16 protein-coding genes are annotated in these 25,902 nt (G+C 71.0%); 5 read left to right on the forward strand and 11 right to left on the reverse strand.

What is annotated here, in order from left to right:
• Positions 1 to 1,409 precede the first annotated feature (1,409 nt).
• Together J2S57_RS10695 and J2S57_RS10700 are read left to right on the forward strand one after the other, a co-directional pair.
• Positions 1,410 to 2,528 carry a ParA family protein gene (locus J2S57_RS10695; RefSeq protein ID WP_370882458.1) on the forward strand — a complete coding sequence of 373 codons (1,119 nt, stop codon included), beginning with the start codon at positions 1,410 to 1,412 and terminating at the stop codon, positions 2,526 to 2,528.
• A gap of 217 nt (positions 2,529 to 2,745) precedes the next feature.
• The gene (locus J2S57_RS10700; protein ID WP_307241114.1) at positions 2,746 to 3,825 is read left to right on the forward strand and encodes a ParB/RepB/Spo0J family partition protein; all 1,080 of its coding nucleotides are present in this window, start codon (positions 2,746 to 2,748) and stop codon (positions 3,823 to 3,825) included.
• A gap of 58 nt (positions 3,826 to 3,883) precedes the next feature.
• Here J2S57_RS10700 and J2S57_RS10705 read toward each other — a convergent pair whose 3' ends face one another.
• Both J2S57_RS10705 and J2S57_RS10710 read right to left on the reverse strand, forming a co-directional pair.
• Positions 3,884 to 4,822 (reverse strand): D-alanine--D-alanine ligase family protein, encoded by a 939-nt coding sequence (locus J2S57_RS10705; RefSeq protein WP_307241116.1) that lies wholly within the window; start codon positions 4,820 to 4,822, stop codon positions 3,884 to 3,886.
• 45 nt (positions 4,823 to 4,867) lie between these two features.
• Positions 4,868 to 6,187 (reverse strand): aminotransferase-like domain-containing protein, encoded by a 1,320-nt coding sequence (locus J2S57_RS10710; protein WP_307241118.1) that lies wholly within the window; start codon positions 6,185 to 6,187, stop codon positions 4,868 to 4,870.
• Positions 6,188 to 6,467: 280 nt separating this feature from the next.
• On the opposite strand from J2S57_RS10710, the gene J2S57_RS10715 reads away from it, so the two are divergent.
• Entirely contained in the window at positions 6,468 to 7,130 is a 663-nt protein-coding gene (locus J2S57_RS10715) for a GNAT family N-acetyltransferase (RefSeq protein WP_307241120.1), read from the forward strand.
• Between the two features lie 96 nt (positions 7,131 to 7,226).
• On the opposite strand, the gene J2S57_RS10720 is transcribed toward J2S57_RS10715, so the two are convergent.
• From J2S57_RS10720 to J2S57_RS10760, 9 genes are all read right to left on the reverse strand, one after another.
• Complete coding sequence (locus J2S57_RS10720; protein WP_307251026.1) at positions 7,227 to 8,384, reverse strand: N-acetylmuramoyl-L-alanine amidase; 1,158 nt, start codon at positions 8,382 to 8,384, stop codon at positions 7,227 to 7,229.
• A 97-nt stretch (positions 8,385 to 8,481) separates the two neighbouring features.
• Positions 8,482 to 8,817, reverse strand: a complete 336-nt coding sequence (trxA, locus tag J2S57_RS10725; protein ID WP_307241122.1) for a thioredoxin — start codon at positions 8,815 to 8,817, stop codon at positions 8,482 to 8,484.
• A gap of 143 nt (positions 8,818 to 8,960) precedes the next feature.
• Complete coding sequence (gene trxB / locus J2S57_RS10730) at positions 8,961 to 9,983, reverse strand: thioredoxin-disulfide reductase (RefSeq protein WP_307241124.1); 1,023 nt, start codon at positions 9,981 to 9,983, stop codon at positions 8,961 to 8,963.
• Positions 9,984 to 10,096: 113 nt separating this feature from the next.
• Positions 10,097 to 11,500, reverse strand: coding sequence for an RsmA family anti-sigma factor (locus J2S57_RS10735; RefSeq protein ID WP_307241126.1), 1,404 nt, complete (start codon positions 11,498 to 11,500; stop codon positions 10,097 to 10,099).
• A complete protein-coding gene (gene sigM, locus J2S57_RS10740; RefSeq protein WP_307241128.1) occupies positions 11,497 to 12,255 on the reverse strand; it encodes an RNA polymerase sigma factor SigM in 759 nt (252 codons plus the stop codon). Before sigM ends, J2S57_RS10735 begins: the two co-directional genes overlap by 4 nt.
• On the reverse strand, positions 12,252 to 15,164 hold the full coding sequence (locus J2S57_RS10745; protein ID WP_307241130.1) for a hypothetical protein: 2,913 nt from the start codon (positions 15,162 to 15,164) through the stop codon (positions 12,252 to 12,254). The genes sigM and J2S57_RS10745 overlap by 4 nt, the downstream gene beginning before the upstream one ends.
• Positions 15,165 to 15,419: 255 nt before the next feature.
• Positions 15,420 to 18,326: a murein biosynthesis integral membrane protein MurJ gene (gene murJ, locus J2S57_RS10750; RefSeq protein ID WP_307241132.1), complete on the reverse strand. Its 2,907-nt coding sequence runs from the start codon at positions 18,324 to 18,326 to the stop codon at positions 15,420 to 15,422.
• Positions 18,323 to 20,980, reverse strand: a complete 2,658-nt coding sequence (locus tag J2S57_RS10755) for a DUF6049 family protein (protein WP_307241134.1) — start codon at positions 20,978 to 20,980, stop codon at positions 18,323 to 18,325. The genes murJ and J2S57_RS10755 overlap by 4 nt, the downstream gene beginning before the upstream one ends.
• Positions 20,977 to 21,462: an NUDIX hydrolase gene (locus tag J2S57_RS10760; RefSeq protein ID WP_307241136.1), complete on the reverse strand. Its 486-nt coding sequence runs from the start codon at positions 21,460 to 21,462 to the stop codon at positions 20,977 to 20,979. Before J2S57_RS10760 ends, J2S57_RS10755 begins: the two co-directional genes overlap by 4 nt.
• A 49-nt stretch (positions 21,463 to 21,511) precedes the next feature.
• Between J2S57_RS10760 and J2S57_RS10765 the strand changes: the two genes are divergently transcribed.
• On the forward strand, positions 21,512 to 23,089 hold the full coding sequence (locus J2S57_RS10765) for a CCA tRNA nucleotidyltransferase (protein ID WP_307241137.1): 1,578 nt from the start codon (positions 21,512 to 21,514) through the stop codon (positions 23,087 to 23,089).
• A gap of 400 nt (positions 23,090 to 23,489) precedes the next feature.
• Complete coding sequence (locus J2S57_RS10770; RefSeq protein WP_307241139.1) at positions 23,490 to 25,901, forward strand: FHA domain-containing protein; 2,412 nt, start codon at positions 23,490 to 23,492, stop codon at positions 25,899 to 25,901.
• Position 25,902: the final 1 nt, after the last annotated feature.

Below are 25,902 nucleotides of genomic sequence, written 5' to 3' on the forward strand. Positions count from 1 at the left end.
GCCTCGATGGAGCTCATTTGAGATCCGGCTGCGTTGAAGAAAGTTATCCACACTTATCCACAGCGAGTAAAAGCTGTGGATAGACACACCGATGCCGGCCGTTGCGAGAGATGATGGTTCGGGGCGGGACGACGGAAGGGACGTTGGTGAGCGACTTGGGCTGGCCCTCGGCAGCACTGAAGCGAATGGCCAACGGACTTGGGTGGCCAAAGAGCGATCGCAAGCCTGTTTCCCGTGAAACATCGTCCAGCAACCCGGCGCCAAAAACGCCTGCCGTCTCTGCGCAAGACTCTGTCTCCGGCGGCGAGGCAGCGGGGCAGGGCCAAATTGAGGCGCGACGTCGAGCCCCTGGCGGCGAGCCGTTCGGGAGTGCCTCGGTCGCTGGGCATGACGCAGTAGTAGCTACAGACTCTGCTTCAGGAGCGGGCGAATCTGGTGCGCGCTTTGGAACTGACACCAACGCCGGGATTGGCGGGTCGCCGAGCATGGAGTCGGGGCGCGGCCCTGACGGCGGCGGCGGCCTTTCTGGCTTCCGTCGTTCCAGCGTTTCTTCCGGCGGCCGCCACGCGGCACCGTCACAAACGCAGACGCCGCCGGTCCGCCAGATAGATCTCCGCCAGGTCGAGGAGCCTGCTCTGCGGAGTCAGGTCTCGGCCGCTGCGGAGGCGCGGCGTCAGTCGGGCCCGTCCGTGCAACAGCGTCAGCACGAGCGGACCAACCTGGACGGCCAGGCGACCGACTACACACAGGTCCAGGAAGGCCGGGCTGTGCCCCGCCACACGCCGGCAACTACGCCGGCTCAATCCACGCCGCCGCAGTCGTTTCGAGCTCAGCCAAGTCCAGGCCCGACCCCGTCGCCGCTGACCCCGTCGCCGCTGACCCCGCCGCACACGGCCCCGTCGAACCCGACCCAGTCGCACCCCACGCAGTCGCACTCCACGCAGGCTCACCAGGTCCAGACACACCCCACACAGGGGCGCCCGGCCCAGTCCCATCCCGCACAGGAGCGCCCGGCCCGGTCGCACCCCGGCCAGCTCAAGCCCGACGCCCCACAAAATCCCGCCCCCCGCCAGCGCCCGACCCAAGTAGTCGACCTGCGTGAGAACGATCTTCCGCCCGCGCCGGTCGATCGCTTCAGTACCGGGGGCGGAGTATTTGCGCCGGAGGGATACGATCAGGGCGGTAGTCCCATTGGAAGTCCGGGCCAGCCGATCGTTGCCCCCGACATCGACCAGATCGTCGCGGCGTACATGAAGCGGGCCCATAGTGAGAATGGCTCTCTGATCGATACGGACCCGGCCGAGCAGCGACACGGAAGCGCTCCGGCCAGCCAGTACGCCAGCGCCGACAACGGCGGCAGCAAGACGGGGGCACAAGCCCTGCGTCACCCACCATCTGCAGAGGTTCGGATGTCATCGAGCAACGAGCCCAGCACCCCGGACACCGAGGCCGGATACTCGATGTCCGTCACCCGTCCCTGGCTGGGGGTGGAGCCGACGCCGACGTTCCGGCAGCCGGCTCCGCGTCCCGCCGAGGCACGGGAGGCTGGAGCGACGACCGCACCGGCGACAGGAAGTCAGCCGCTGGTCGAATCGATCTCGCTGCTCGACGACTCGACTCCGCTCGCGCTCGAGGTCGCTGAAGACACGCGCCGCCGCATCGCGCTGGCCGGCCGCCGATTCCCGCGTCCCAAGCAGACGCGGGTGCTGACGGTGTCGAACCAGAAGGGCGGCGTCGGCAAGACCACGACCACGGTGAACATGGCCGCGGCCCTGGCCCAGGCCGGTCTGCGCGTTCTGGTGCTCGACATCGACCCGCAGGGCAACGCGTCCACGGCGCTGGGTATCGATCACCATGCCGAGGTGGACAGCATCTACGACGTGCTGGTCGACAGCATGCCGCTGAAGAACGTCGTGCAGAAGTGCCCCGACGTCGACAACCTGTGGTGCGCCCCGGCCACGATCGACCTGGCCGGCGCCGAGATCGAGCTGGTCTCGCTGGTGGCCCGCGAGTCGCGGCTGCAGAAGGCGGTGACCAAGTACCTCGAGGAGCAGGAGGCCGGAGACGGCCGTCTCGACTACATCCTGATCGACTGCCCGCCCAGCCTGGGCCTGCTCACGGTCAACGCGTTCGTCGCGGCGCAGGAGGTGCTGATCCCGATCCAGTGCGAGTACTACGCGCTGGAAGGGCTGTCGCAGCTGCTGCGCAACGTGGACCTGATCAAGGGGCATCTCAACCCCCGCCTGCACGTCAGCACGATCCTGCTGACCATGTACGACGGGCGTACCCGCCTGTCGTCGCAGGTCGCGGACGAGGTTCGGGCACACTTCACCACCGAGGTGCTGAAGACCACCGTGCCGCGGTCGGTCCGCATCTCCGAGGCGCCCAGCCACGGGCAGACGGTCATGACCTATGATCCGGCGTCCAGTGGGGCGCTGTCCTACCTGGAGGCCGCGCGTGAGCTGGCCGAGCAGGTACTCGACGAGAGCGAACGCGAACAGAGCAACGCCGCGACCGACCGGTCGTGACAAGGGGGAAAGGGCGACTGGCACGTTCGTACGAGAACGGCCAGTAGCTCCGGCCGAGAGGTTCAGCCTCGGAGCCATCCCGCCGATCGGCGGGGAGTAGCTACGCCAGATGGGTGACCGGGTCACACGGGTGATCCATTTCGGCGAGCGCACCACAGCCATCCACGGGGACCAGACCACAGAGCGGAAAACCCATGCGTAACGACGAGGAGCAGGCGTGAGCGACAAGCGTAGAGGCTTGGGGCGAGGCCTCGGAGCGCTGATCCCGCCGCCGCCGGCGGCGCGGCCCGCTGGTGACCGACCGGTCGATGTTCTCTTCAACGAGCGTCCGGAGGGCGAGGCCTCGGCCAGCGACGAGGGCAAGGTCGAAGAGACCGCCGCCGACCAGCCGGAGAAGGGCCAGGAGACGCCGGCTCCCAAGGCCAGCACTCCGGAGCTGGTTCCGGTGCCCGGTGCCTACTTCACCGAGCTCCCGGTCACCGCCATCGTGCCGAATCCCCGCCAGCCGCGGTCGGTGTTCGACGAGGAGGCGATGGCCGAGCTGGTGCACTCGGTCAAGGAGATCGGCGTCCTCCAGCCGATCGTGGTGCGCTCGGTGCCCGGCTCGGGCTCCGGCGGTGACGCGTCGTACCAGCTCATCATGGGCGAGCGGCGCTGGCGCGCGACCACCGAGGCCGGCCTCGCCACCATCCCGGCGATCGTCCGGGACACCAACGACGACGACCTGCTGCGCGACGCGCTTCTCGAGAACCTGCACCGCAGCGAGCTGAACCCGCTCGAAGAGGCCGCGGCCTACCAGCAGCTGCTCGACGACTTCGGCTGCACCCACGAGGTGCTGGCCACGCGCATCGGCCGCTCCCGCCCCCAGATCAGCAACACCATCCGCCTCCTGCGTCTACCGCCGCAGGTGCAGCGCCGGGTTGCCGCGGGTGTGCTGTCGGCCGGCCACGCCCGGGCTCTGCTCGGTCTGGAGAACGCCGAGGCGATGGACGAGCTGGCGTCGCGCATCGTCAAGGAGGGCCTGTCGGTGCGCGCCACCGAAGAGGTCGTCCAGCTCTCCGAGCCCAGCGACGCGTCCAAGCCCCGGGCTCGCAACAAGCCCAAGGCCGGTGGCCGCAACGTGGAGCTCGACGAGCTGGCCAACCGCCTCGGCGACCGGCTCGACACCCGCGTCAACATCGCGCTGGGCAAGGCCAAGGGCAAGCTGAGCGTCGAGTTCGCGAGCGTCGAAGACCTCAACCGCATTCTCGACGTCCTGGCCCCTGACCTGCGTAAGGCGTTCCAGAGCGGCGAGTAGAACCAGCAAACCAATGGTGGACGCCCCGGTCGACTCGACCGGGGCGTCCACCATTGGTTTACAGGGCCTTTTCGACCAGTCGCCGGTACACCTCGGCCGGGGCCAAGCCGGCGGCCTCGATCGACATCGGGAGCAATGACGTCTCGGTCATGCCCGGGGCCACGTTGACCTCGAGGAACCAGGGCTGGCCGGACGGGTCGACGATCAGGTCGGTACGGGACACGTGCCGCAGGCCGAAGGCCCGGTGGGCCGCGAGCGCCGCCGCCTTCACCGCCTCGGAGACCTCGGGCGTCAGCCGCGCCGGGCAGAAGAACTCGGTCGCCCCGGCGATGTAGCGGGCGTCGAAGTCGTAGAACCCGGAGTCGGGGACGATCTCCACCGGCGGCAGCGCGATCGGCCCGTCGCCGGTGTCGAGGACGGTGACGGCCACCTCGGTGCCGCTGATGCGCTGCTCGACCAGGGCGACGTCACCGTAGGCGAAACAGTCGACCATGGCGCGGGGGAGTGACTCCTCCTGACGCACGGCCGAGGCACCCAGGGCTGATCCGCCCCGGGCCGGCTTCACCACCAGTGGCAGGCCGAGCCGTTCCACGATGGACGCCAGCACGCGGTTCGCGCCCAGCTCCCGGAAGATGCCGTGGGGCAGCGCGACGAAGCGGGGTGCGGACAGGCCCGCCTCGGTGGCGACGCTCTTGGCCACGGACTTGTCCCACGACAACCGGCACGCCGCCGGGTCGGAACCCACGTAGGGCACCCCGACCAGCTCGAGGACGTCCCGAACCGCACCGTCTTCCCCACTGACGCCGTGCAGCAACGGCCACACCACGTCCACCTGCCCCGACCGCAACGTCTCGAGGAGACGGTCGTCGACGTCCGTGATCGTGACCTCGCACCCCGCCTCGCGCAGCACTTCCGCGACCCGTCGGCCCGACCGCAGCGAGACCTCACGTTCGTGCGAGAGGCCACCCGCCAGGATCAGAACCCGCGGCGACAACATGACTTGCGTACCTCCGAAAGCCAGCGAAAAAGGAAAGAGGAAGCGTCAGTTCACTTCCGGGCCCGGAGACTCGACCACGGGTCCGTCGCGGCGCGACCGCGGCCCCGGCCCGAAGGTGGTCTGCACCTCGAGCTCTTCGTCGATGACCCCGGCCAGCCGCCGTATACCCTCGCGGATACGCTCGGGCGTGGGGTAGCAGTACGACAACCGCATGTAGTCGCGACCCTGACCGTCGGTGTAGAACCCGGTACCCGGCGCGTACGCCACCCGGGCCGTGACCGCGCGCGGCAGCATGGCTTTGGAGTCGAGACCGTCGGGCAGGTGCACCCAGACGTAGAAACCGCCCTGCGGGTTGTTCCAGCTCGAGGTCGGGAGCATGTCGTGCAGCGCCTGCAGCATCGCGTCGCGGCGCTCGCGGTACAGCTCGCGGAACAAGCCGATCTGGTGCTTCCAGTCGTGCTCGGCGAGGTACGTGGACACGGCCATCTGACTGAACGAGCTCGGGCACAGGATGGCGGATTCGCTGGCCAGGACCAGCTTTTCGCGCACCGCGTGCGGGGCCACGGCCCAGCCGACGCGGAAGCCGGGGGCGAAGGTCTTGGAGAACGAGCCGAGGTAGATCACGCCCTCCTCGTCGAACGACCGCAGCGCCGGCAGCGGGTCGCCGTCGAAGCCGAGCAGCCCGTAGGGGTCGTCTTCGAGCACGAGAACGCCGAAGCGGCGGGCGATTTCGAGGATCTGAGGACGCCGGTGGGCGGCCAGGGTGACACCCGCCGGGTTGTGGTAGTTGGGAACCGTGTAGAGCAGCTTGACCCGGCGCCCGGCGCGCTTCAGTTCGATCAGCGTGTCCGAAAGGGCCTCGGGGATCAGGCCTTCCGCGTCCATTGCGACGTGCACGACGTCGGCCTGGTACGAGCGGAAGACTCCCAGGGCGCCCACGTAGCTGGGGGCCTCGGCGAGCACCACGTCACCCGGGTCGACGAAGATGCGGGTGACCAGGTCGAGGGCCTGCTGCGAGCCGGTGGTGACGACGATGTCGTCGGGGTGCGCGGTGACCTGGTTGGGGGCCATCACGTCGAGGATGCGGCGGCGCAGTTCGGGGTCGCCCTGGCCGGAGCCGTACTGGAGGGCGACGGACCCCTTGGTGTCGACGAGGCCGGCCAGTGAGCGGCTGACGACGTCCATCGGCAGTGCGGACAGGTTCGGCATGCCGCCGGCGAGCGACACCACCTCGGGGCGGGAGGCCACGGCGAAGAGAGCTCGGATCTCGGATGCCGTCATGCCCTGGGTGCGTGCTGCGTAGGACCCCAGCCAGTGATCCAGCCGGGAACCCTTGTCGCCTCGTACGCCATCACCGGTCTGCATGGTGCCGAACCACCTCCGCCGCTCGCGATGCCAGAATTGGGAGCAGACCATCAGGAGTTACCGACGATGTCCAGGGGATAACGTTCGGTAACTGAGAAGTAACTGCCTGACGTATTCACGTAAGCCGCGTGACAGGCCTACGATCTTTTTCGTCTGACATCCTCGTCAGTACCCTGCTGACTGCCGAGGATCAGTGCGATGGGATCTGTCCTCACCAGGAGTGTCGCACCAAGCCCGCACCGCCCGCATCACTCGACCCGAACGTCGCAGGAGCTGTTGGATGAGCCGGAGGCTCGCACCGCTCACGCTGGACAATCTCTCGGATCTTCCGAGTACGTGCCGGCGTTGTGTCACCTGGGAACTCGACCCTCTGGCCGCCAAGCAGGCCAGCGCTGCGGGGGACACGGGGTTCGAGAAGGAGGCCTGGATCTCCGGGACCCTGCTGGAGTGGGGTTCCTGCGGCCGGGTCGCCTACGTCGACGATCAGCCCGCGGGCTTCGTGACGTACGCACCGCCCGCTCTCGTGCCCCGCGCCCTGGAGTTCCCGACGTCGCCGGTCAGCGGAGACGCCGTGCTCCTGATGACGGCCCGGGTGCTGCCCCAGTTCGCCGGAGCCGGTCTGGCCCGCATGCTGCTGCAGGCCACCGCCAAAGACCTCAGCCGGCGCGGTGTGCGGGCACTGGAGGCGTTCGGCCTGACCGCGGGGGGCGGGATGACCGCCGATCCCACGGGCGAGGACAAGGAGAAGGCGTCCTGCCTGGTGCCGGCCGATCTGCTCACCGCCGTGGGTTTCAAGACCGTCCGTCAGCACCATCGCTTCCCTCGCCTGCGGCTCGAGCTCAAGACCGCCATCTCCTGGCGCGAAGACGTCGAGCTGGCCCTTGAGCAGATTCTCGGCACCGTCCGTCTCCCTGCTCTCAGCGGCACCAGCATCGCGAACTAGACCGCCGCGTCCACCATCAATGGGGGACGCGTCGGTGAGATGAACGAAAAGGCCCCCACCGACATCGGTGGGGGCCTTTTCGTGCAACCGGAACAGTCAGCGCTGGCGGGCGAACGCCTGCACGTCGCTGAGCTTCAGGGTGCCCGTCTCGGCGTCGTTCTCGGCCAGGTAGAGCCGCTGCACCGCGAAGAGCATCGACTCCGCCACCAGGGCACGGAAGTCCGCGTCGCCGAGGCGACCGGCGTCACCCGGGTTGCTCAGGTAGCCGAGGGCCAGGATGACCGCGGGCATGTGCGTGAGCCGGACCGGGTCGTAGGAGCACGGATGGCTGCGGTCGTCTTGCAGGCCGGTGCGCGCGACGATCTCGCGCTGCAGGAGCACCGCCAGACGCTGGCCCACCTCGGAGTGCTGACCGACCCGGCCGCCACCCCAGTAGAACGTGGCCACACCGGATGCCACCGGGTTCGCGTGCCGCTCGGTGACCAGGGAGATCACCAGATCGGCCTTCTCGGACTCGGCCAGGGCCACGCGGTCTTCGGTGCTGATGTCTTCGTCGGGCCGGCGGGTCAGCTTCACCCGCGCACCGACGGCCGACAGACGATCGGCCAGCCGCAGGGCGATGTCATAGGCGACGGCCGCTTCGGTGACCCCGCCGGACCCCGGGGTGCGGTCGGAACCCGGGTCGAGCACCACGGTCTTGCCGCTCAGGCTCACCCCGGCCATGGCGACCGAACCACGCGACCGCAGCGCCCACGCGTCTCCACCCGACACCGAGCGCCCCAGGGCACCCAGAGCCGTGAAGGTGGGACGGCCGCAGATGCCGTCGGCCGGCAGGCCGAGACCGCGCTGCAGCTCGCGCAGCGAGGTCTCGGTGGCCGGGCCGAAGATGCCGTCGACCGGACCCGCGTGCAGCCCGAGCACCACCATGCGCTCCTGCAGCGCGGAGACGTCGTCTCCGCGCATCCAGTGCCCGGCGGTCAGCAGCAGCGTGCGGTCGCCCAGACGCCAGCGGGCGCCGTCGAGAGCCAGGGCCGTCTGCGGGCCCACGACCCCGTCGGCGACCAGCCCACGATCCTGCTGGAAGCCACGCACGGCCGCGTCGAGACCGGTGTCGAAACCGGACTCGTCGGCGGGCGGGGACTCCGGGGGCAGGGCGCCGGCCCGGATGAGCAGCGCCCGCAGCACGGGCACGAGCTCGTCGGTGTCACCGGCGCGGAGCGGGCGCCCGGCCGCAGCAAGCAGGCTGGTGGGCATGTCCACGGCGGCCGGCGCTCCGTTCTGGTGTTTGCGGGTGGGGGACGAGGACAGATGGCGGGGGGAAGAACTCACCATCGTGATCGGGCGGGCCGGATCAGTTCAGGAACTCGGCCAGCTCACGCAGCAGGATCGGCTTCGGCTTGGCCCCGATCAGGGACTTCACCAGCTCACCACCCTGGTAGACGTTCAGCGTGGGGATCGAGGTGATGCCGACCTTGGCCGAGACCTGCGGGTTCTCGTCGGTGTTGATCTTCACCACGGTGATCTCGGGGTGCGCGGCCGCGATCTCGGCGAGCACCGGCGCCACCTGCAGGCACGGGCCGCACCAGGGAGCCCAGAAGTCGACCAGCACGGGCTTGTCGGACTCCAGCACCTCGGCCTGGAAGGTCGCGTCGGTGACGGCCTTGGGGGCGCCAGCGGTGTCAGCCATGAGCTCTCCTCGAAAGTGGCGTTCAGTAAAGCGAATTCAGATGGTTCTCAAGGTCGCGGGGAAGACCCGGACGATGATGCCGGACCGGGCGGGGCACGGCACGGACGTCGGGCCCGCGAGTTTCCCGCGGGCCCGACCGAGGATCAGTGGGTGACCGCGCTCCAGTGCGCGACGGTCTCGGCGCGGCCCGCAGCGGCGCTCGCGACCGCACCCTCGTCGAGGCCGGCGGTCACGTCCTCGACGGCGGCGAGGAAACGCTCGGCGTCGATCGCGGCGGTGGTGCCGGAGGCGGCGGCGGTGATGGCCTGCTGGTACTCGTGGTCGACCACGTCACCACAGGCGAACACGCCGGGGACGCTGGTGCGGGACGAGCGGCCGTCGACCGAGATGTAGCCGGCGTCGTCGAGCTCCAGCTGGCCCTTGACCAGGTCGGTGCGCGGGTCGTGCCCGATCGCCACGAACAGGCCGGTGATCTCCAGGTCGCGCTCCTTACCGTTGACGGTGTCGCGCAACCGCACGCCGGAGACCTTCGCGTCGCCGTGGATGTCCACGACCTCGCTGTTCCAGGCCCAGCGGATCTTCGGGTTGGCGAGCGCGCGCTCCTGCATGATCTTGGACGCGCGGAGCGAGTCGCGGCGGTGCACCACCGTGACGGTGCGCGCGAAGCGGGTGAGGAACGTGGCCTCTTCGAGCGCGGAGTCGCCACCACCGACGACGGCGATGTCCTGCTCGCGGAAGAAGAACCCGTCACAGGTGGCGCACCAGCTCACGCCGTGGCCCGAGAGCGTCTTCTCCTTCGGCAGGCCGAGCTCGCGATAGGCCGAGCCGGTGGCCAGGATGATCGCCTTGGCCTGGTAGGTGGTGCCGTCGTGCAGCTTGACCGTCTTGATGTCGCCCGTGGCGTGGAGTTCCGTGACGTCGTCGGGAATCAACTCGGCGCCGAACTTCTCGGCCTGGCCACGGAGCTTGTCCATCAGCTCCGGCCCCTGGATGCCCTCGGGGAAACCGGGGAAGTTCTCCACCTCGGTGGTGTTCATCAGCGCGCCACCGGAAGTCACCGAACCCTCGAAGACCAAGGGGTTCAGGCTGGCGCGAGCCGCGTAGAGAGCCGCGGTGTAACCCGCCGGTCCCGAACCGATGATGATGACGTTCCTGACGTCGCTCACGTCTTCTCCAAGTCCACGGAATTGCCTGCTCGCTGTAGAACCGTTCGGGTGCTCGTCGTGTTCCCGGCGCACCCCGGCCGCAGGCTCAGCCGAACCCCCTGGTCAGAGGCGCCTCACGAGTTCACGTCGATCACATCGATGGTGCCGTCGTCACCAGGTTGACAGGTTCTCGCGACGATCCACACCTGGTAGCCACCACTTGTACCCGGCAGCACGATCAGTGCCGCCTCCTGGCCGTTGTAGCTGGCGAGGTCGACCGCGACCGGCTGGGCGTCCTTCTGGTCGATGGCCTCCAGGCACTGCGACAGCGCTTCGGGGTCTTTCAGCAGGTCTCCGCCACTGGCGGCGGCCGTGTTGCCCTCGTCCTCGCCCTGGCTCTGGGCCGAGAAGGTGCCGGACTCCTCGTCTTCCGCCGCTTCCCCGGCCTTCGTGTCCGCCGAGGCGGACGCCGGGGTGGTGACCAGGCTGCTGATCTGCTGGTCGAGACCCTGACGGCGGTACTTGGTGCCGCTCTCCTGCACGGACGCCACCAGGGGGGCGCTCGCGGAGGTGGACGCGCCGCCGCCGGAGCCTTCGTCGGACTGGCCGCCGAGCACCTTCCAGGCGACCCCGCCGCCTCCGGCCAGGGCCATCACGAACACCACGGCGGCGGCGATCTTCGGCGAGATCGTCGGCCAGCGCGAGGGTTCGTCGGCCTTCTGCTCCTCCAGGGCCTGGCGGCGCACGCGCACGGCCTGGGTGGAGTCCATGCGGGTGAGCTTGCCGGGGGCGCGGTCGCGCACCGGGCGCATCTGGGTGGTCATCGAGCCGGTGTTGGGCCCGGGGGCCGCCGAGCGCACGGTGCGGCGCTTGCGCACGGGCTGGGTCAGCTCCGGGTCGTGGTCGTCCCGGACCGCGGGTTGCAGCACGGTGGCGTCGCCGGCCGGGAACTGCTCGTCGCCGCCGGTGCGCTTGAGCGGGCGCACGGTGTACGACGAGGACGTGTTCGGGGCGGGTTGGTTGCCCTGAGTGCCTGGGGTGTTCTGAGGGCCCTGGCCGGTCGCGGCCGGGCGCAGGGGCTGCTCCTGTGGGTGCCGCGTCGGCTGCGGTCCGGTGTGCTGACGCTGCGGGCCGGTGCCGTGCTGCTGACCCGCGCCGTGCTGGCGCTGCGGTTGCTGGCGCGACTGTGGCTGCTGCTGGTGGGACTGCTGTTGCTGCGGGCCGGTGCCGCCGCCCCGCGCGTCACGTCGCAACGGACCCGTGCGCTGCGGGCCGGTGTGTTGCTGCGGTTGCTGGGGGGCCTGGCCATTCCGGGCCAGGCTCATCGCCTGCTCCAGCCGGGCCATCACCTGCGGCGGCATCGACTCGGGCGGCGCCTGCCGCAGGAGCCCACGGATGCCCTCGGCGCTCGAGAGCACCTCCGAGCACCGGGCACAGCCCATCACGTGGGCCTCGACCTGGCGGGCGACGTCGATCGGGAGCACATCGGCGGCGAGATCGGCGAGGAGGTCGTTCTCCGGGTGCGCTGGCACGCTCACCACCCCTCTCCTGCTCGGCTGCGTCCTCGTGGCGGTTCGTCGGATCTGACGCGGCCGGTGCCCCTGGGGTTCCCGGAACTTCCCGGCCGTCGGCCCTGTTCGTCGTCGTAGGGGTCGTTGCGGTAGGGGCTGGGGCGGGCGTCACCGATGAATCCGGGGCTCGCCGTCCCCGCCGGGGCCGGGCGCCGATCATGGCTCTGAGCTGGGGCGGCCGGGGCGCTGCCACCGCGCAGCAGCTGGGCCAGGGCGACCCGGGCGCGTGAGCAGCGGGACTTCACCGTGCCCTCCGCCACACCGAGCATCTGCGCCACGTCGGCGACCGGGATGTCTTCCAGGTCGACCAGTACCAGGGCCACGCGCTGGGCCTCGGGCAACTTGCCGAGGGCGGCGCGGACGTCGAGACGGGCCACGGTGGCGCCGTGCTCGTCGAAGCTCGCGACCACGTCGCGTTCGCCCAGCGGCACACTCGGGCGGGCCGCCCGCCGGCGCAGCCGGTCGAGGGAGGCGTTCACCACGATCCGGTGCAACCAGGTGCTGACCGCGGCGTCACCCCGGTAGTTGTCGGCGTACCGCAGCGCCGAGACCATCGCGTCCTGCACGGCGTCGGCTGCCTCTTCGGGGTCGCCCGTGGTGCGCAGCGCGACGGCCCAGAGCCGATCGGCGTGCCGACGGACGATCATCGAAAAGGCGTCCGGGTCGCCGGTGAGGTGGGCGGCGATCAGACGACGGTCGTCCACCTCGCCGTCGTCACTCACGTCAATCGCACCTCAGAGACATCCAGCCGGTACTCACCCTCAACGTAGGGCAGTTCGGTGAACCACAAAATGACGTACTTCGCCGGATCGACATCGTCCTTGACGTCGACCGTGACCGAGCCACCTTCGAACTTCCCGGAGCCGATGAGCTTCGAGTCGTCGTAGTCGGGTTCGTCGGACGAGCGCAGTTGCACCCGGCCACCCTTTCCGGCGGCATCGATCTCCGCGGAGCTTACCGCCGCGGAACGCCTCAACTCGATCGCCAGCCCCAGGCCTTTCTTCAGGCCCCCAAATTTGGCATTTCCGTACCAGTTGGACTGCCAGACGGTGCCCTTCTTACCGTCGACAACGAGCGGCGCGTCGGCTGAGTTCTCGTCACCGTCGCCCTCCGGGTCGATCGCGCGGACGTCGTCGACCTTCACCGGCTCCGCCTGCACGGACTTGCCCGGCGTGGCAGAAGCTGCCGCGGACGCGGACTCGACCGGCTCGGAGGTGTTCGCGGCCCGGGTGGTGATCCTCGGGCCGGACTCGCGGAACGCCACCGGCTCGTCGTCGCCCCCCGTCACCAGGCCGCGCAGCTGCCAGGCCGCGACCAGCAGCAGCACCAGGAACACCCCGACGATGCCGAACAGCACCTTGCGGGACTGGTTCTTCGGCGGGGCCTCGGGCGGGATGACGATGGGGAACGGGCCGCTGGACTCCAGCGGTGAGGGCGGCTGACCGGCGTGCGGGTTGTTCGACCAGCCCTGCTCCCAGGGCAACCGGGAGGCAGCGGCGGCGGGCCCGCGGCCCGCGGCGGGACCACGGTGTCGTCCTGGACCGGCTTCTCGCTCGGAACCCATCCCGGAATGCTGGCCCCGGGCGTCGTCCGGCGCCACTTCATCGGCGCGCGCGTCGCCGGTGGGCGCGCTCGCGGACGCGAACAGCGAGGGCGGGGAGCCGGGGGCGACGGCCTGCCCCGACCCCTGCCCCGACCCCTGGCCAAGGGGCTGGTCGGGGGTTCCGATCGGGCGGGACGTGGGGCGTCCGGCCCTCAGGCCGGCAGCGGTACGGGCGGCCGCCGCCGTCGGGATCGGGCCGCTGTCGAGCGGATTCGGGCGCGACGGCGTGGTGCGCGGGGGCTGCGCGAACTGCGCCGGGCGGGCCGGTTGCCCGGCCGGAGGCTGCTCGGCCGGCGCTGGTGCGAGCGCGTTTCGGGCGTCGCGCATCGGGGCCGGGGTGAGATCGGTGTTGGCGGCCGTCTGCACGCCGAAGAGCGCGTCGGTGCGCGCACTGCTGCCCTTCGGACGCGGTGGCAGCGGCATCGAGCCGGTCATCGCGACGCTGGGGGTCGGGAAGATCGACGCGGTGCGCCGCACTCGCGGGGCGGGGTGGGCTTCGGGGGCGGGCGGGGGTGATGAAGGACGTTGTGGAGACTGCGGACGCAGGGGCGCCTCGGGCGGCTGGGCGAGACGAGGAGCGGCCTGACGCTTCTCCGGGGGCCGGACGCCGGGTGCGCCACCGGACGAGGGAGAACCGGCCTGGTTCGAGTTCGAGGTGGACCGGCCCGAGGCGGTCGTCCAGGGAACGGGCTGCCGGGGACGGGCCGGAGCGGCGTCGGGACGCGCGGCACCGGAATCACCCGCCGGCTCGGAACCGGCCGGGGCACCACCGCCGAACATGGCGTCGGTGCGGTCTTTCCGCTCGTTGCCCCGCACCCGCGGAGGCAGCGGCATCGAGCCGGTGATCGCGACGCTGGGCGTGGGGAACAGCGACGCGGTACGGCGCACCGGCTGCTGGCGCGCGGCGTCGGACCGGGGAGCCTCGGGGCGCGACGCCGGGGCCGAGGGCGAGCCGCTCGTGCCGGGTGGGGCGAGCAGTTCGCGGGGCACCGCGGTGGGCGGCATCGTGGCGTCCGGATCGGGGATGCCGACCTCGCGGTCGTGGCGGCGCGGGTCGAACAGGTTCTCGCCCCCGCCGGACGGCCAGATCGAGCCCTGGTTCTGCGCGGTGGCCGGGCTGAGCGGGCCGGACGAGACCGGGCCGCCCGGCCGGAAGCCGGAGGCCGGGGTCTGCCCGCGCTGTGAGCGGCTGCGCATGACCAGTGCCGGGTTCGGCGTGGGCGGAGAAGCGACGGGCGGGCGCGGCCGGGAGGCCGAACGCAGCGGCGCCTCCTCGGCGCTGGGCCACGGCGAGAGCATGCCCACGACCTCGGCCGGCGAGTGCGGACCGCTGTCGAGCGCGCCGAGCGTGAGCAGGCAGAGCCGGTTCAGGTCGCCCGGGATGTCGGGAATCAGCTCGGTCGGCGCGATCGGGCCGCCGTCGTTCGCCCGTGGCGCCGGGGCGAACCCGGTGTCGGCGAGCGGCCAGCGCCCGGTGAGACCGGCGTAGAGCAGGGCGATCAGGGCCACGGCGTCGGTGCGACCGGCCTCGCTCGCCCCGGCCGGCTCGATGCCGGCGGCGGCCGCCTCGACCGCGACTCCGGAGATCTTGATCGTGTTGTCGTAGGTGACGATCACCGAGCGCGGGGTCAGCCGCAGGTGGTGCAGCCCGCGGGCGGCCGCGCCGCGCAGGCCCTGGGCCACCTCGCCGACGATGCGCCGCACCACCGGCGGATCGAGCGGCGCTCGCTCGATCAGGGTGGCCACGGAGTCGCCGTCGATGTCGGCGCTGACCACGAACGTGATGTCGTCGTGCGTGCCCACGTCGAGCACGCGCACGAGTCTCGGGTCGTCGATGAGGGCGGCCCGGCGCGCGGCGTCGGCCACGTCGGCCGAGTAGGGGTGACCGGGTCGCATGACCCGGACCGTGACCGGCCGATCGAGGGTGAGGTCGGCGGCTCGCCAGACCGACGAGTCGGTGCCGGCGTGGTAGCGGTCTTCAAGCCGGTAGCGGCCGGCCAGGACCGTGCCCCGGGTGGCGTTGGACAAGCCCGTGCACTTCCTTCCAGCCCGATGGCGGCGGTCCGTACGGGTCGCTTCTGGGTGTTTCGCGGTGACTGGGTGCCGATCGACGCCGCTTGTTCACGATCGTCGGTACGGATCCGTATTCCATCGTAGTTCTCCCGGTCGCCGGGAACGAGATGTCGTGCACATCACAGACCCATGAGTGCCGTACGCCCCCTTGGGAGTGACACGCCGAAACCTGTGCGTACGCAGCGTGAGTGCGGCGCCGGGCCCGGGGGATCAGTGGGTGGAGTGCCGCGCGACGGTCGCCGGGGACGAAGGCAACCGGCGCAGCAGAGGCCCCGCGACGTCCTCAATCTCCTTGACCCCGAGCTGCCGCAGCCCGGCGATGTAGATCGCGATCAGCACCAGGCCGCCCACCACCGTGGCGATGATGTTGATGGCCCAGGCGTCGCCCAGGAAGATGTGGATGCACTGCCCGAGCAGCCAGGCCACCACCCCACCGACGGCGGCCACCAGGATCAGCTCGACGTGCGTGCGCATCACCTGGTGACCGTCCAGGTCACCGAAGCGCCGCCGCAGGATGGTGTAGGCCAGGAAGGCACTGACGAAGTTCGACGCGGCCATCGAGACACCCACGCCGATGACGATGTACTCGGGCCTGGTGTCGCGCAGCACGAACAGCGAGATCATGTTGCCGACGGCCCAGGTGCCGCTGGTGGCGACCTGGATGAAGAACGGCGTCTTGGCGTCCTCGAAGGCGTAGAAGACCCGCTGGAACAGGTACTGCGCGCTGTACGGGATGAGGCCGAGGGACATGGCCATGACCACGTAGGCGATGCCGTTCGTCTCGACCGACCGGGCGCTGGGGAACATCGAGCGGGCGATGTCCGGGCCGAGGGCCAGGATCGCCGCGGTGGACACCGCCGTGGCCAGGCCGGTCAGCCGCAGGCCCAGCGACAGGTCGGCGCGGACGTCGCGGATCCGGTTCTCCGCCGCCGCGTTGGACATGCTCGTGAACAGCGCGGTGACGAGCGAGACGGCCACCAGCGAGTGCGGCAGCATGAACAGCAGCAGCGCGTTGTCGTAGACCGACTTACCGGTCTTGATCAGGGCCTCGGGCCGGTCGTTGGTGAGGTTCTGGGCGGTGGTGGTGACCTTCGAGATGACGACGAAGGCGACCTGCTGCACCACCACGGCGGCGAAGGTCCAGCCGGCCACCCGGCTCGCCGAGGCCAGGCCGACGCCGCGCAGCCCGAACTTGGGCCGGAAGCGGATGCCGGCCCGCTTGAGGATCGGGATCAGGACGATGGCCTGGGCCGCGACACCCAGGGTCTGGCTGCCCGCGAGCAGCATGATCATGCCCGCGCTCCACTCGCCGACCGGCTGGGAACCGCCGCCGAAGACCGCGATGAAGGCGACCAGGCCGATGATCGACACCACGTTGTTGGCCACCGGCGACCACATGAAGGCGCCGAAGTGACCACGGGCGTTCAGCACCTGGCCGAGCAGGGTGTAGAGACCGTAGAAGAAGACCTGGGGCAGGCAGTACAGCGAGAAGGCCGAGGCCAGGGTGACCAGGTCGGGCGGCCAGTCGTTCGAGCCGTAGACCTTGATCAGCAGCGGTGAGGCCACGATGACCGCCACGGTGACCACGGCCAGCAGCGCGAGCGCGGCCGTGAGCAGGCGGTTGATGTAGTCCTCGCCACCGTCTTTCTGCTTGGCGGCGCGGGCGATCTGCGGCACGAGCACCGCGTTCAGCACACCACCGGCCAGGAGGATGTAGAGCGCGTTGGGCATGATGTTGGCGACCGAGAAGGCCTCCGCCGCGTCACTACCCGCCGTCACCGCGGCCACCAGCACCGACGCCCGCACGAAGCCGAGCAGGCGCGAGGCCATGGTTCCGGCCGCCATCAGCGCGCTGCTGCCCAGGAGGGACGCGCGGGAGGAGGCGGCCTTCTCCTTGGCCGTCTCCGGCTCGTCGTACTCCGGGTACTCCTCGACCTCGTCGTACTCGGGCTCGGCGTAGCCGCGGTCGTCGTAGGGCCGGGCCGGGGGCGCGACCGGCGGCAGCGGCCGGCGTGGGGCCCGGGCGATCGGGGCGCGGATCGGCTCGATCGGCCGGGTGATGTCCGAGGCGCCCGCCGGGCCCTCGAGGCCGAGCAGGCTCAGCGATCCGGTGAGCTCGCTCTGGTCGATGCCGGACAGGTCGTACGGACTGTCCGGGGTGGGCGTCGGCGACGAGCGCCAGCCCCGCCGGTTCTGCGGGACCGGGGTCTCCGGGTCGAGCGGGTGGAAGTACGGCTGCCCGCCGGTGTCCGGGTCGTAGTCCTCGTCGTACTCGCCGTCGTCGAACTGGTCGTCGTCGTAGTCGTCGCCGGGCTGGCCACCCAGGCCGCTCGAAGCACCGCTCGAACCACCGTGACCGCCGCCCTGGGCGTAGTCGTCCTGGGACTGGTCGTAGGGCTCGTCGTACTGCCGGTCGCCGTAGCCGTCGTCGGTGGCCAGGTACTCGTAGCCGCCCTGCCCGTTGCGGCCGGTGCCCTGGAGCGGGCCCTCCTGGTGACGCGCCTGCTCGGGGCGGTACGGCCGGACCCGCACGGTGGGGTCGCTCGGCGCCACGGCCGGGGGCTCGGGCTGCTGCTGACGGGCGCGGCGGCCCTCCCGCACCATCGGGCGGGTGGGCTCGGCCGGGGCCTGGGCAGCGTCGTGAGGCGCCTGGGCGCTGTCGTGGGGTGCCTGGTCGGCGTCGTGGGGTGCTTGCGCGTAGCCCGGGTCTTGAACGATCTCCTGGGCGTACTGGGACGGCTGTGGCCGCGGGCGACGTCGGCGGCGGGGCTGCTCGGCCGGCGGTTGGTTCCACCACGCGTCGGCGGGCTGCTGCGGTGCCGGTGGTTGCGGGGCCGCAGGGGCGCCGGGGGACTGCCGGGCCGCCCGCGCGCGGCGCGGGCGGGTCTCGTGCTGGGCCACGTACTCGGCCTCTCTCTGTGCCGCGTACGGGTCTACGTACTGGGTCTCGTCCTGCTTCGGGTACCCGCCGTCGTGCGGGTGCGGGTCGGCCGGGGCGTACTGGTCGTGCGTGTACTGCTCCGGTGCCTGCTGACCGTCAGCCCGCCGCGGCCGTAACGGCCGGTCCGGATCGTCGCCGGGCACAGGTGTGGCGTCGTCCGACGACCACCCGCTCACCTGTTCTCCTTCGGCTTCGTCGGACTCCGGCGCTCCGCTCCCTTCGTCACGGCAAGCGTCGGCACCGAACTCGACTTCGTTTCATGCATACCCCGGGGCGGCCCCGGAGTCCCGGAAGCAGATCCAGTGCCGGGCACGCGACGTTGGTCATCCCCCTGACTCGAGCCTTGTGGACTTCGATCCGTTGCGCCACCTGAGGGACTGTGAGATGCGCCGTCCGTCACACCCGGCGGGTTCGCGGGGCCGGTCCGGGGCACCGGTGCCGCCGCCCGGGCCGCCGCTTCCTTCGCGGCAGCCTCCTTGGCCGCCTTCCGGGCCGCCCGGGTGGCCTCGTCGTCGACGTCCGGAATCGTGTTGAGCGGCACCTTGGGCCGGTTGCGGTTGCGGCGGAAGCTGCGCAGCAGACCCATGAGCAGCAGCAGCACGAGCAGCACGGCCATGCCGATCATGCCCCAGCTCTCCCACTTCGGCCGCACCTTGACCTCGAAGGTCTGGGTGCTGCCGAGAACCCGCTGCCGGGTGCCCTCACCGGTCAGGAGCTTGGCGTCGACGATCACGTCGCCGGTGGCGATCGCCCGGGCCTCCACCCGGAACGACTGCCGGTGCTGACCCGCGATCGTCACCGGGGCGGGCTGCTCCTCGATCTTCAGCTGCCCCGAACGCGTGCTGAAGGTCACCGAGACCCGCACGTCGTAGTCGGTCTGGTTGTCCACGGTGACCGGGATCAGCGCCGACTGTGCGGTGAACGTCTTGCTGGTCGAGCCGATGATCAGCTGCACCCCACCGGTCAGGTCACCCACGTCGTCACCCACCGCCAGCCGCGCGGCGGCCTGACCCTCCAGGTCGGACCGCCAGGCGAACGACAGCAGCGAGGCGATGCGCTGCTCCAGGCGCTGCACCACGTCCTGGTCGTTCACCAGCGCGGGAGCGATGTTGTCGAGGTCGCGGTCCATCGCCTGGGCCTTGCTCAGGTTGCCCTTGGGCAGCTCGCTGCGCGCGGCCCGGCGCCCGTACTGGTGCGCCTCCCGGTCCACGGCCGCCGACTCGCCGAGCTTCTTCAGCCCGCCGCCGGTGACCCACGAGGCCTGGTCCAGAGCAGCCGTCAGCCGCTGCACACCGGCCGGCTGCGGGTCCCAGTCACGGGGCGCGACGGCCATCACCTGACGGCCGGTGCCGGCGCCGGACTCGGCACTGATCGCCGCCAGCACGGCCAGCATGGTCTGCGTCGTCTGCGCCCCCGGGTCGCGGCCCGCCTCGGCGAACAGGGCGGACAACTCGTCGTCGTACAGCAGTCCGGTGAGCGAGCCGCTCTTGCTGCGCACCGTGCTCGTGCCGTTCGGCGTGTAGCTCACCGCCGGGTCGGGGTCCTGCTGACCGGCCGAGAGGATCACCGACCGGTAGCCGGTGTCGAGCAGCCCGTCGATGCCCTGGGTGGAGATCAGCCCGTCGGCCGGCCAGGCGATCCGCGACGAGAGCGGACGTCCGAGCGTCTCCTTCTCGATCGTCTCGCCGAGCTTGTCCGACTGACGCAGCAGCCCTGCACTCTTACCGCCCTTGAGCAGCGAGTTCAGGTCGGTGTCGGCATACGGCAGGCCGAGCACGGTGCGGCCCGCGCGGCCCTGCGAGATCCGGGTGAGCAGGCTCGACCCGAGCGTGCGGGCGTTCTCGTCGGTGATCGTCAGCTCGTTGCCGGTCTTGGACGACGGGGTGGCGGGCGCACTCGGCGACACCGGCGGGGTACTGACCGAGGCGGACGGGGTGCTCTCCTCCTCACCCTCGGCCTCCGCGTCGTCGGCGGTCGCCTCCTCGCTGACCCCGCCCTCCTTGAGCGCCTGTGCGGCGGCCAGCAGGGCCGGGTCGACGGCCCAGCTGATCGAGGTGTCCTGGGTGGCCGTCAGGATGCGAGAGAGCCGCGCGCCCGGCAGCAGCTCGGCGGCCGCCTCCTGGGTGGCCAGACCCGCCGTGGTCGACGGAACGGCCGAGGTCAGCGGCGCGAGCAGGGTCAGGCCGAGCTTGGACTCGGCCTCCTGCGGGGCCCAGACCACGGTCGAGCGCAGCGCGTTCAGCTGCTGACCGGTCACCGAGGTCGCGACCAGGGCGAACGGACGCGGCCCGAACGAGCTGCCGTAGGCGGTCAGGCCGAGACCACCGGCGGGCACGGTGAACCGGAACGACGCCGACTTGTTCGCGCCGATGTCCATCTTCTTCGTGGCCAGGGTGGCGCTCGTGGTGGCGACGTCGCCGTCGTCCACCCACTCGACCACCGCGTCCCGGCCGCTCAGCGCGTTGCCGCTGAACCTCAGCGACACCGTCACGTTCTTCACCGCCCGGGCACCCTGATTACGCGCCACCCCGGTGATCACCAGGTCGTCCTGCGCCGTCAGCGAGGCCGGGGTGACGTTCGTGAGGCTCAGCTGCAGCCCCCGTCCGGTTCTGGCGGCCGTGCCCGTGGTGCTTTTGGACGTGGTGGTGCCCGTGGTCGCGGAACTCCCGACGACCGCGGTGGTCGGGTCGGGAGTCGCGCTCGCGGGCAGCGCCGGTCTGCCGGCGGCCGCCGCGAGGGGCGCGGCCGAGGGGCCGAGCACCCCCAGGGTGACGGCCAGGGTGAACATTCCGGCGCCGAGTCCCTTGCGCACGTTCGCCAGGTACCTCACGCGGAATCCAGGAGTCGCACACTCGCCTCGCGCGCTATCCGGCGTTCGTTGGGGAACGCCAGTTTCTCGTCCAGATCAGGTAGAGGGACCCAAGCCACGTCGATGGCCTCGTGGTCGGGATCGCCCTCGGTGCTGAGCTGACCTCCGGTGGCCAGCAGAAGGTAATGATGCACGTGCTTGTGCACCCTTTTGCCCTCGACCGAGAACCAGTAGTCGATCGTTCCCAGACCGTGAAGAATCCGGCCCTGGATCCCGGTCTCCTCCTCGATCTCCCGGACGGCCGCCTGCTCGGGCGTCTCGTCCAGCTCGAGATGGCCCTTGGGCAGGCACCATTCCACCCGGCCGGCCCGGTTCAGGCGGGCGATCACGGCTCCGCGCGGCTGCGGTCCGGAGTCGTCGACGACCAGGCCGCCGGCCGAGGTCTCCTCCACGGTCGGCAGCGACCGGCGCGGCCCGTGCGGGGGCCGTGAGGGTCGGGGCATGCCGTCACTGTAACTACCCCGGCCCACCCATCTGGCACGCTTGGGGCTCGTGCCACAGACCCCCGCCGACCAGCTGACCGACGCCCGCCGGGCGGCGGCAGCCCGTCTGATCCCGCTGCAGCCCCTGCTCACCGAGCTCGGATCCGTCTTCACCTCCGCAGGTCACAGGCTTGCCCTGGTCGGCGGTCCGGTGCGGGACGCCCTGCTGGGCAGGCGTAGTCCCGACCTCGACTTCACCACCGACGCGCGCCCGGACGAGACGATCCGGCTGCTGCGTCAGTGGGGCGACTCGCACTGGGACATCGGCAAGGTGTTCGGGACGATCGGGGCGAAGAAGGGCGAGCACGTGGTGGAGGTCACCACGTACCGCGCCGACGTCTACCGCGAGGACTCGCGCAAGCCCGAGGTCGCCTTCGGGGACACGCTCGAGGCCGACCTGCTGCGCCGCGACTTCACGGTCAACGCGATGGCCCTGGAACTTCCCTCGCTGACGTTCGTCGACCCCTACGGCGGCCTGGCCGACCTGGCCGCCCGCGTTCTGCGGACCCCCGGCGCGCCCGAGGTCTCGTTCGGTGACGACCCGCTGCGGATGATGCGCGCGGCCCGGTTCGCCGCCCAGCTCGGCTTCACGGTCGACCCCGCGGCGGTCGCCGCGATGAAGGACATGGCCGACCGGATCTCCATCGTCTCGGCCGAGCGGATCCGGGTGGAGCTGGAGAAGCTGCTGCTCGCACCCGACCCCCGCCCGGGTCTGGAGCTGCTGGTCTCGACCGGGCTGGCCGAGCGGGTGCTGCCCGAGCTGCCCGCGCTGAAGCTCGAGATCGACGAGCACCACCGGCACAAGGACGTCTACGAGCACTCGCTGATCGTGCTGGAGCAGGCGATCGCGCTGGAGGACGGTCCGGACGGCCCGGTGCCCGGTCCGGACCTGGTGCTGCGCCTGGCCGCGATCCTGCACGACATCGGCAAGCCGGCCACGCGCCGTTTCGAGGCGGGCGGCGGCGTCTCCTTCCACCATCACGAGATGGAGGGCGCCAAGCTCACCACCCGGCGGATGCGGGCGCTGCGCTTCGACAAGGAGACGACCCAGCAGGTGTCCCGGCTGGTGCAGCTGCACCTGCGGTTCCACGGTTACGGCGACGGGGCCTGGACCGACTCGGCGGTGCGCCGTTACGTCACCGACGCCGGTCCGCTGCTCGACCGGCTGCACAAGCTCACCCGGTCCGACTGCACCACGCGCAACAAGCGCAAGGCGGCGCGGCTGGCGTCGGCCTACGACGACCTCGAGCTGCGGATCGCGCAGCTGCGCGAGGCCGAGGAGCTGGACGCGGTGCGCCCCGACCTCGACGGCAACCAGATCATGGAGATCCTCGGCATCCCGGCCGGGCGTGACGTGGGGCGGGCCTGGAAGTTCCTGAAGGAGCTGCGGCTCGACCGCGGGCAGATCGGCTACGACGAGGCGCGCGAGGAACTGATCGCCTGGTGGGCGCAGGAGAACGCAGCTGACCAGCCCGGCGATCAGGCGGCTGACCAGCCCGGTGTTCGTGTCGGTGACCAGCGTGACGGCGGTGACCCGGACGGGTTACGACCCGCCCCTTCGGGCGGCGAAACCACCGAAACGGCCTAATCGTTAGGTACTGAGTGTTCGGGTTACCCGGCGCGCGAGCCGGTCGTCGGGGACCATGGACACCAGAAACTCAGGGGAATGTCCGGAATGTGGACGCCGAACGGGTGGCGACCTCGCTGAGGCTGCCCGGCGGTCACTCTTGGTCACCGGGCGGTTTTCCGCGAGAGCGGCGTTCATTCGCAACAATTGAGCCGTGTCGCGGCGCGTCAAAGGGTGAGCCGTACGCCTGATGGGGTAAGCCTGGTCGTTTTTCTTCGGCATCACCGTTGGTCTCCGGGCCCGCTGGACTCTAGAGTGGCGGAGCCTCGGACACTTGAGGCGAGATCAGGCGCAACCCGTTGTACGAGGCAATCTGCAACGCAGCGCGACCAAGTCGTTACTAGTAAGGGGAGGAGTCATCGTGCAAAGCGGGATCGCATATGCCGCAGGGCAACTCCTTGCTGTCGTCGCGCCGAGAACTGTGCTCGTCGTCGACGCGCCGACGGACTGGTCTCTGGCCGGTCCGTTGTGGGAGCTGGCCCTCGACGACGCACCCGTCGACGAGATCCTCGACGTGCTGGTCCGGCGCGGTATCCGTACCGCCCCCAGCTTCGCGATCGTCCGGGTCGAGGTTGACGCGGTTCGCGCCCTCGTCCGGGGCAGCGTGCCGGTGTGCTTCGAGCGCGCCGGCGAACCGGTGCGCCTCGACGCCACCGGCGCCACCACCTGGCTGGAGGGCCTGATCTCGGGCGCCCGCCGGGTGCTCGTCGGCGACGTGGAGAGCAGCACCGAGCTGCCGTTCACCGTCTCCACCGGGGTCGTGCTGGTCTCCGGCCTGGCCCTGAACTGCACTCCGGTCGCATCCGACGCCGAGACCCCGGCCGTCGTCTCCGAGGCCCCCGCCGTCGCGGCCCTGCCGGCCGCACCCGAGGCCGCCGAGGAGCTCACGCCGGAGTCCGCTCCCCTGAGTCTCGCCGGTGCTCCCGGCGCCGAGCGGGTCGTCGACCTCACCGAGGGCGAGTCGCGCACCCCCGCGTACTCCGGTGCCCCCGGCATCGAGGCCCGCGAGGGCTGGTCGGCGCTGCCGTCCCGCACGGGCGGCACCGGTGGCTTCCCGCGTGAGGTCAACGGCCACGTGCCGTCGGTGCTCGACTCCCCGGCCTCCGGCACCCCGCAGCCGTCCTCCTCCGGTCCGGTCCCGGCGCCCTCGTCGTTCTTCGACTCGCGCTCCGGTTCCGACGACCCGGGCGAGCTGCACGACGTCGACGACCTCGCCGGCGGCTCGTCCGACGAGCGTCCCGACGACTCGCCGTCCGAGAACGACGGCGAGCAGGCCCGCTCGTTCGACTTCGACGACCTCCTCACCGACGACTCGGCGCAGGCCCCGGCCGAGCCCGAGCTCCCGGCCCTGCCGCAGCGCGACCCGGGCAGCAGCGACGTCCCCAGCCTCAACGGCCACGGCCCGGGGGTTCCGCCCAAGCCGCGTCCCGGTGGTGTGCCGGCCGGCTGGCCGCCGGTCTCCGACGAGCCGGAGCCGTTCACCGCGTTCCGGTCCGAGCCCTCGGCGCCGGATTCCTCGGCCCCGTGGGGCGCCCCGGCGTCCGACCTGTCGTCGAGCCCGTTCGGTGGCGACTCCTCGCCGAGCCCCTTCGGCGACCCCTCGCCCAGCCCGTTCGGCGCCGAACCGGCTCCCAGCGCCTTCGGTGCCGACCCGGCCCCGAGCGCGTTCTCCCCGGAGCCCGCGCCGGCGGCCGAGCAGTCGTCCGCCGCGCTCGGTGACCTGCCGCTGCGGGTGCGTGGCCGGTCGCTGCGCCCCGAGCACCAGGTGCCCCCGTCGGCCCCGAACTCCCCGGTCAACGGCTCGCGCATGCTCGGCGACCAGTCCGACCGCGCCGGTCAGGGCGGTGGCTCGATCTTCGAGCCGCCGGTCGCCCCGCTCGAGGAGTCCGACTCCGAGGTCTCCCGGGTCGACCTGCCCCCGGCCTTCTTCCGCGGTTCCCGTAACCAGCCGGACGACGAGGTCGAGGCCCCGCAGGACGACCAGTCCGACGACTCGGGCTGGCAGAGCGGTCCGGACAACGCCTGGGCCCCGCAGCAGCGTGGGTTCAACGACGACCAGGGCTACGACAACTCTGATGCGGGCTACAACGGCTCCGACAACGGGTACAACGGGGCTGACTCGGGTTTCAACGGCACCGACTCCGGCTTCGACAGCGGTGGCTTCAACGCCCAGCCGTCGGCCTTCGGAGCTCCGGCCATGCCCGACGCGTTCCGTCCCGACACCGAGGGCAACGAGCACGCCGGCGACGAGATCGACGAGGTCTCCGACGACCAGCAGGACGGCGCCGAGGACATCGAGGGCCGCGAGCCCCCGCGTCTGCTCGGTGTCTGGTGCGACGCCGGGCACGTCACCTCGCCCGACCGCTCGGAGTGCCGGGTCTGTGGCCTCACGGTGCCGCCGCAGGCTCCGATCCTGGTCGCCCGCCCGCCGCTGGGTGTGCTGGTCTTCGACAACGGTGACCGGATCGAGCTCGACCGCCCGGTCGTTCTCGGCCGCGACCCGAAGGCCCAGTCCAACTCGGCCGACCCGGAGGCGCCGATCCTGCACGCCGTGGCGAGCTCGACCGGCCAGGTGTCCCGCACCCACGCCGAGATCCGGCCCTCGGGCTGGGACGTCCTGCTCACCGACCTGGGCGCGATGAACGGCACGGCGCTGACCCTGCCGGGTGAGTCGCCGCAGGCCATCGAGCCGGGTGTGCCCACCGCGATCACCCCGGGCTGCCGGGTCGACCTCGGTGGCGAGACCGGCTTCGTGTTCGAGGTCGAGGGCTGAT

The sequence above is a fragment of the Kineosporia succinea genome (assembly GCF_030811555.1).
GTDB lineage: Bacteria > Actinomycetota > Actinomycetes > Actinomycetales > Kineosporiaceae > Kineosporia > Kineosporia succinea.

Excerpts from the sequence above, each read along its gene's own strand:
- J2S57_RS10695 (WP_370882458.1), top strand. The coding sequence starts at position 1,410 with ATGTCATCGAGCAACGAGCCCAGCACCCCGGACACCGAGGCCGGATAC.
- J2S57_RS10705 (WP_307241116.1), bottom strand. The coding sequence starts at position 4,822 with ATGTTGTCGCCGCGGGTTCTGATCCTGGCGGGTGGCCTCTCGCACGAA.
- J2S57_RS10710 (WP_307241118.1), bottom strand. The coding sequence starts at position 6,187 with ATGCAGACCGGTGATGGCGTACGAGGCGACAAGGGTTCCCGGCTGGAT.
- J2S57_RS10715 (WP_307241120.1), top strand. The coding sequence starts at position 6,468 with ATGAGCCGGAGGCTCGCACCGCTCACGCTGGACAATCTCTCGGATCTT.
- J2S57_RS10720 (WP_307251026.1), bottom strand. The coding sequence starts at position 8,384 with ATGCCCACCAGCCTGCTTGCTGCGGCCGGGCGCCCGCTCCGCGCCGGT.
- trxA (WP_307241122.1), bottom strand. The coding sequence starts at position 8,817 with ATGGCTGACACCGCTGGCGCCCCCAAGGCCGTCACCGACGCGACCTTC.
- J2S57_RS10760 (WP_307241136.1), bottom strand. The coding sequence starts at position 21,462 with ATGCCCCGACCCTCACGGCCCCCGCACGGGCCGCGCCGGTCGCTGCCG.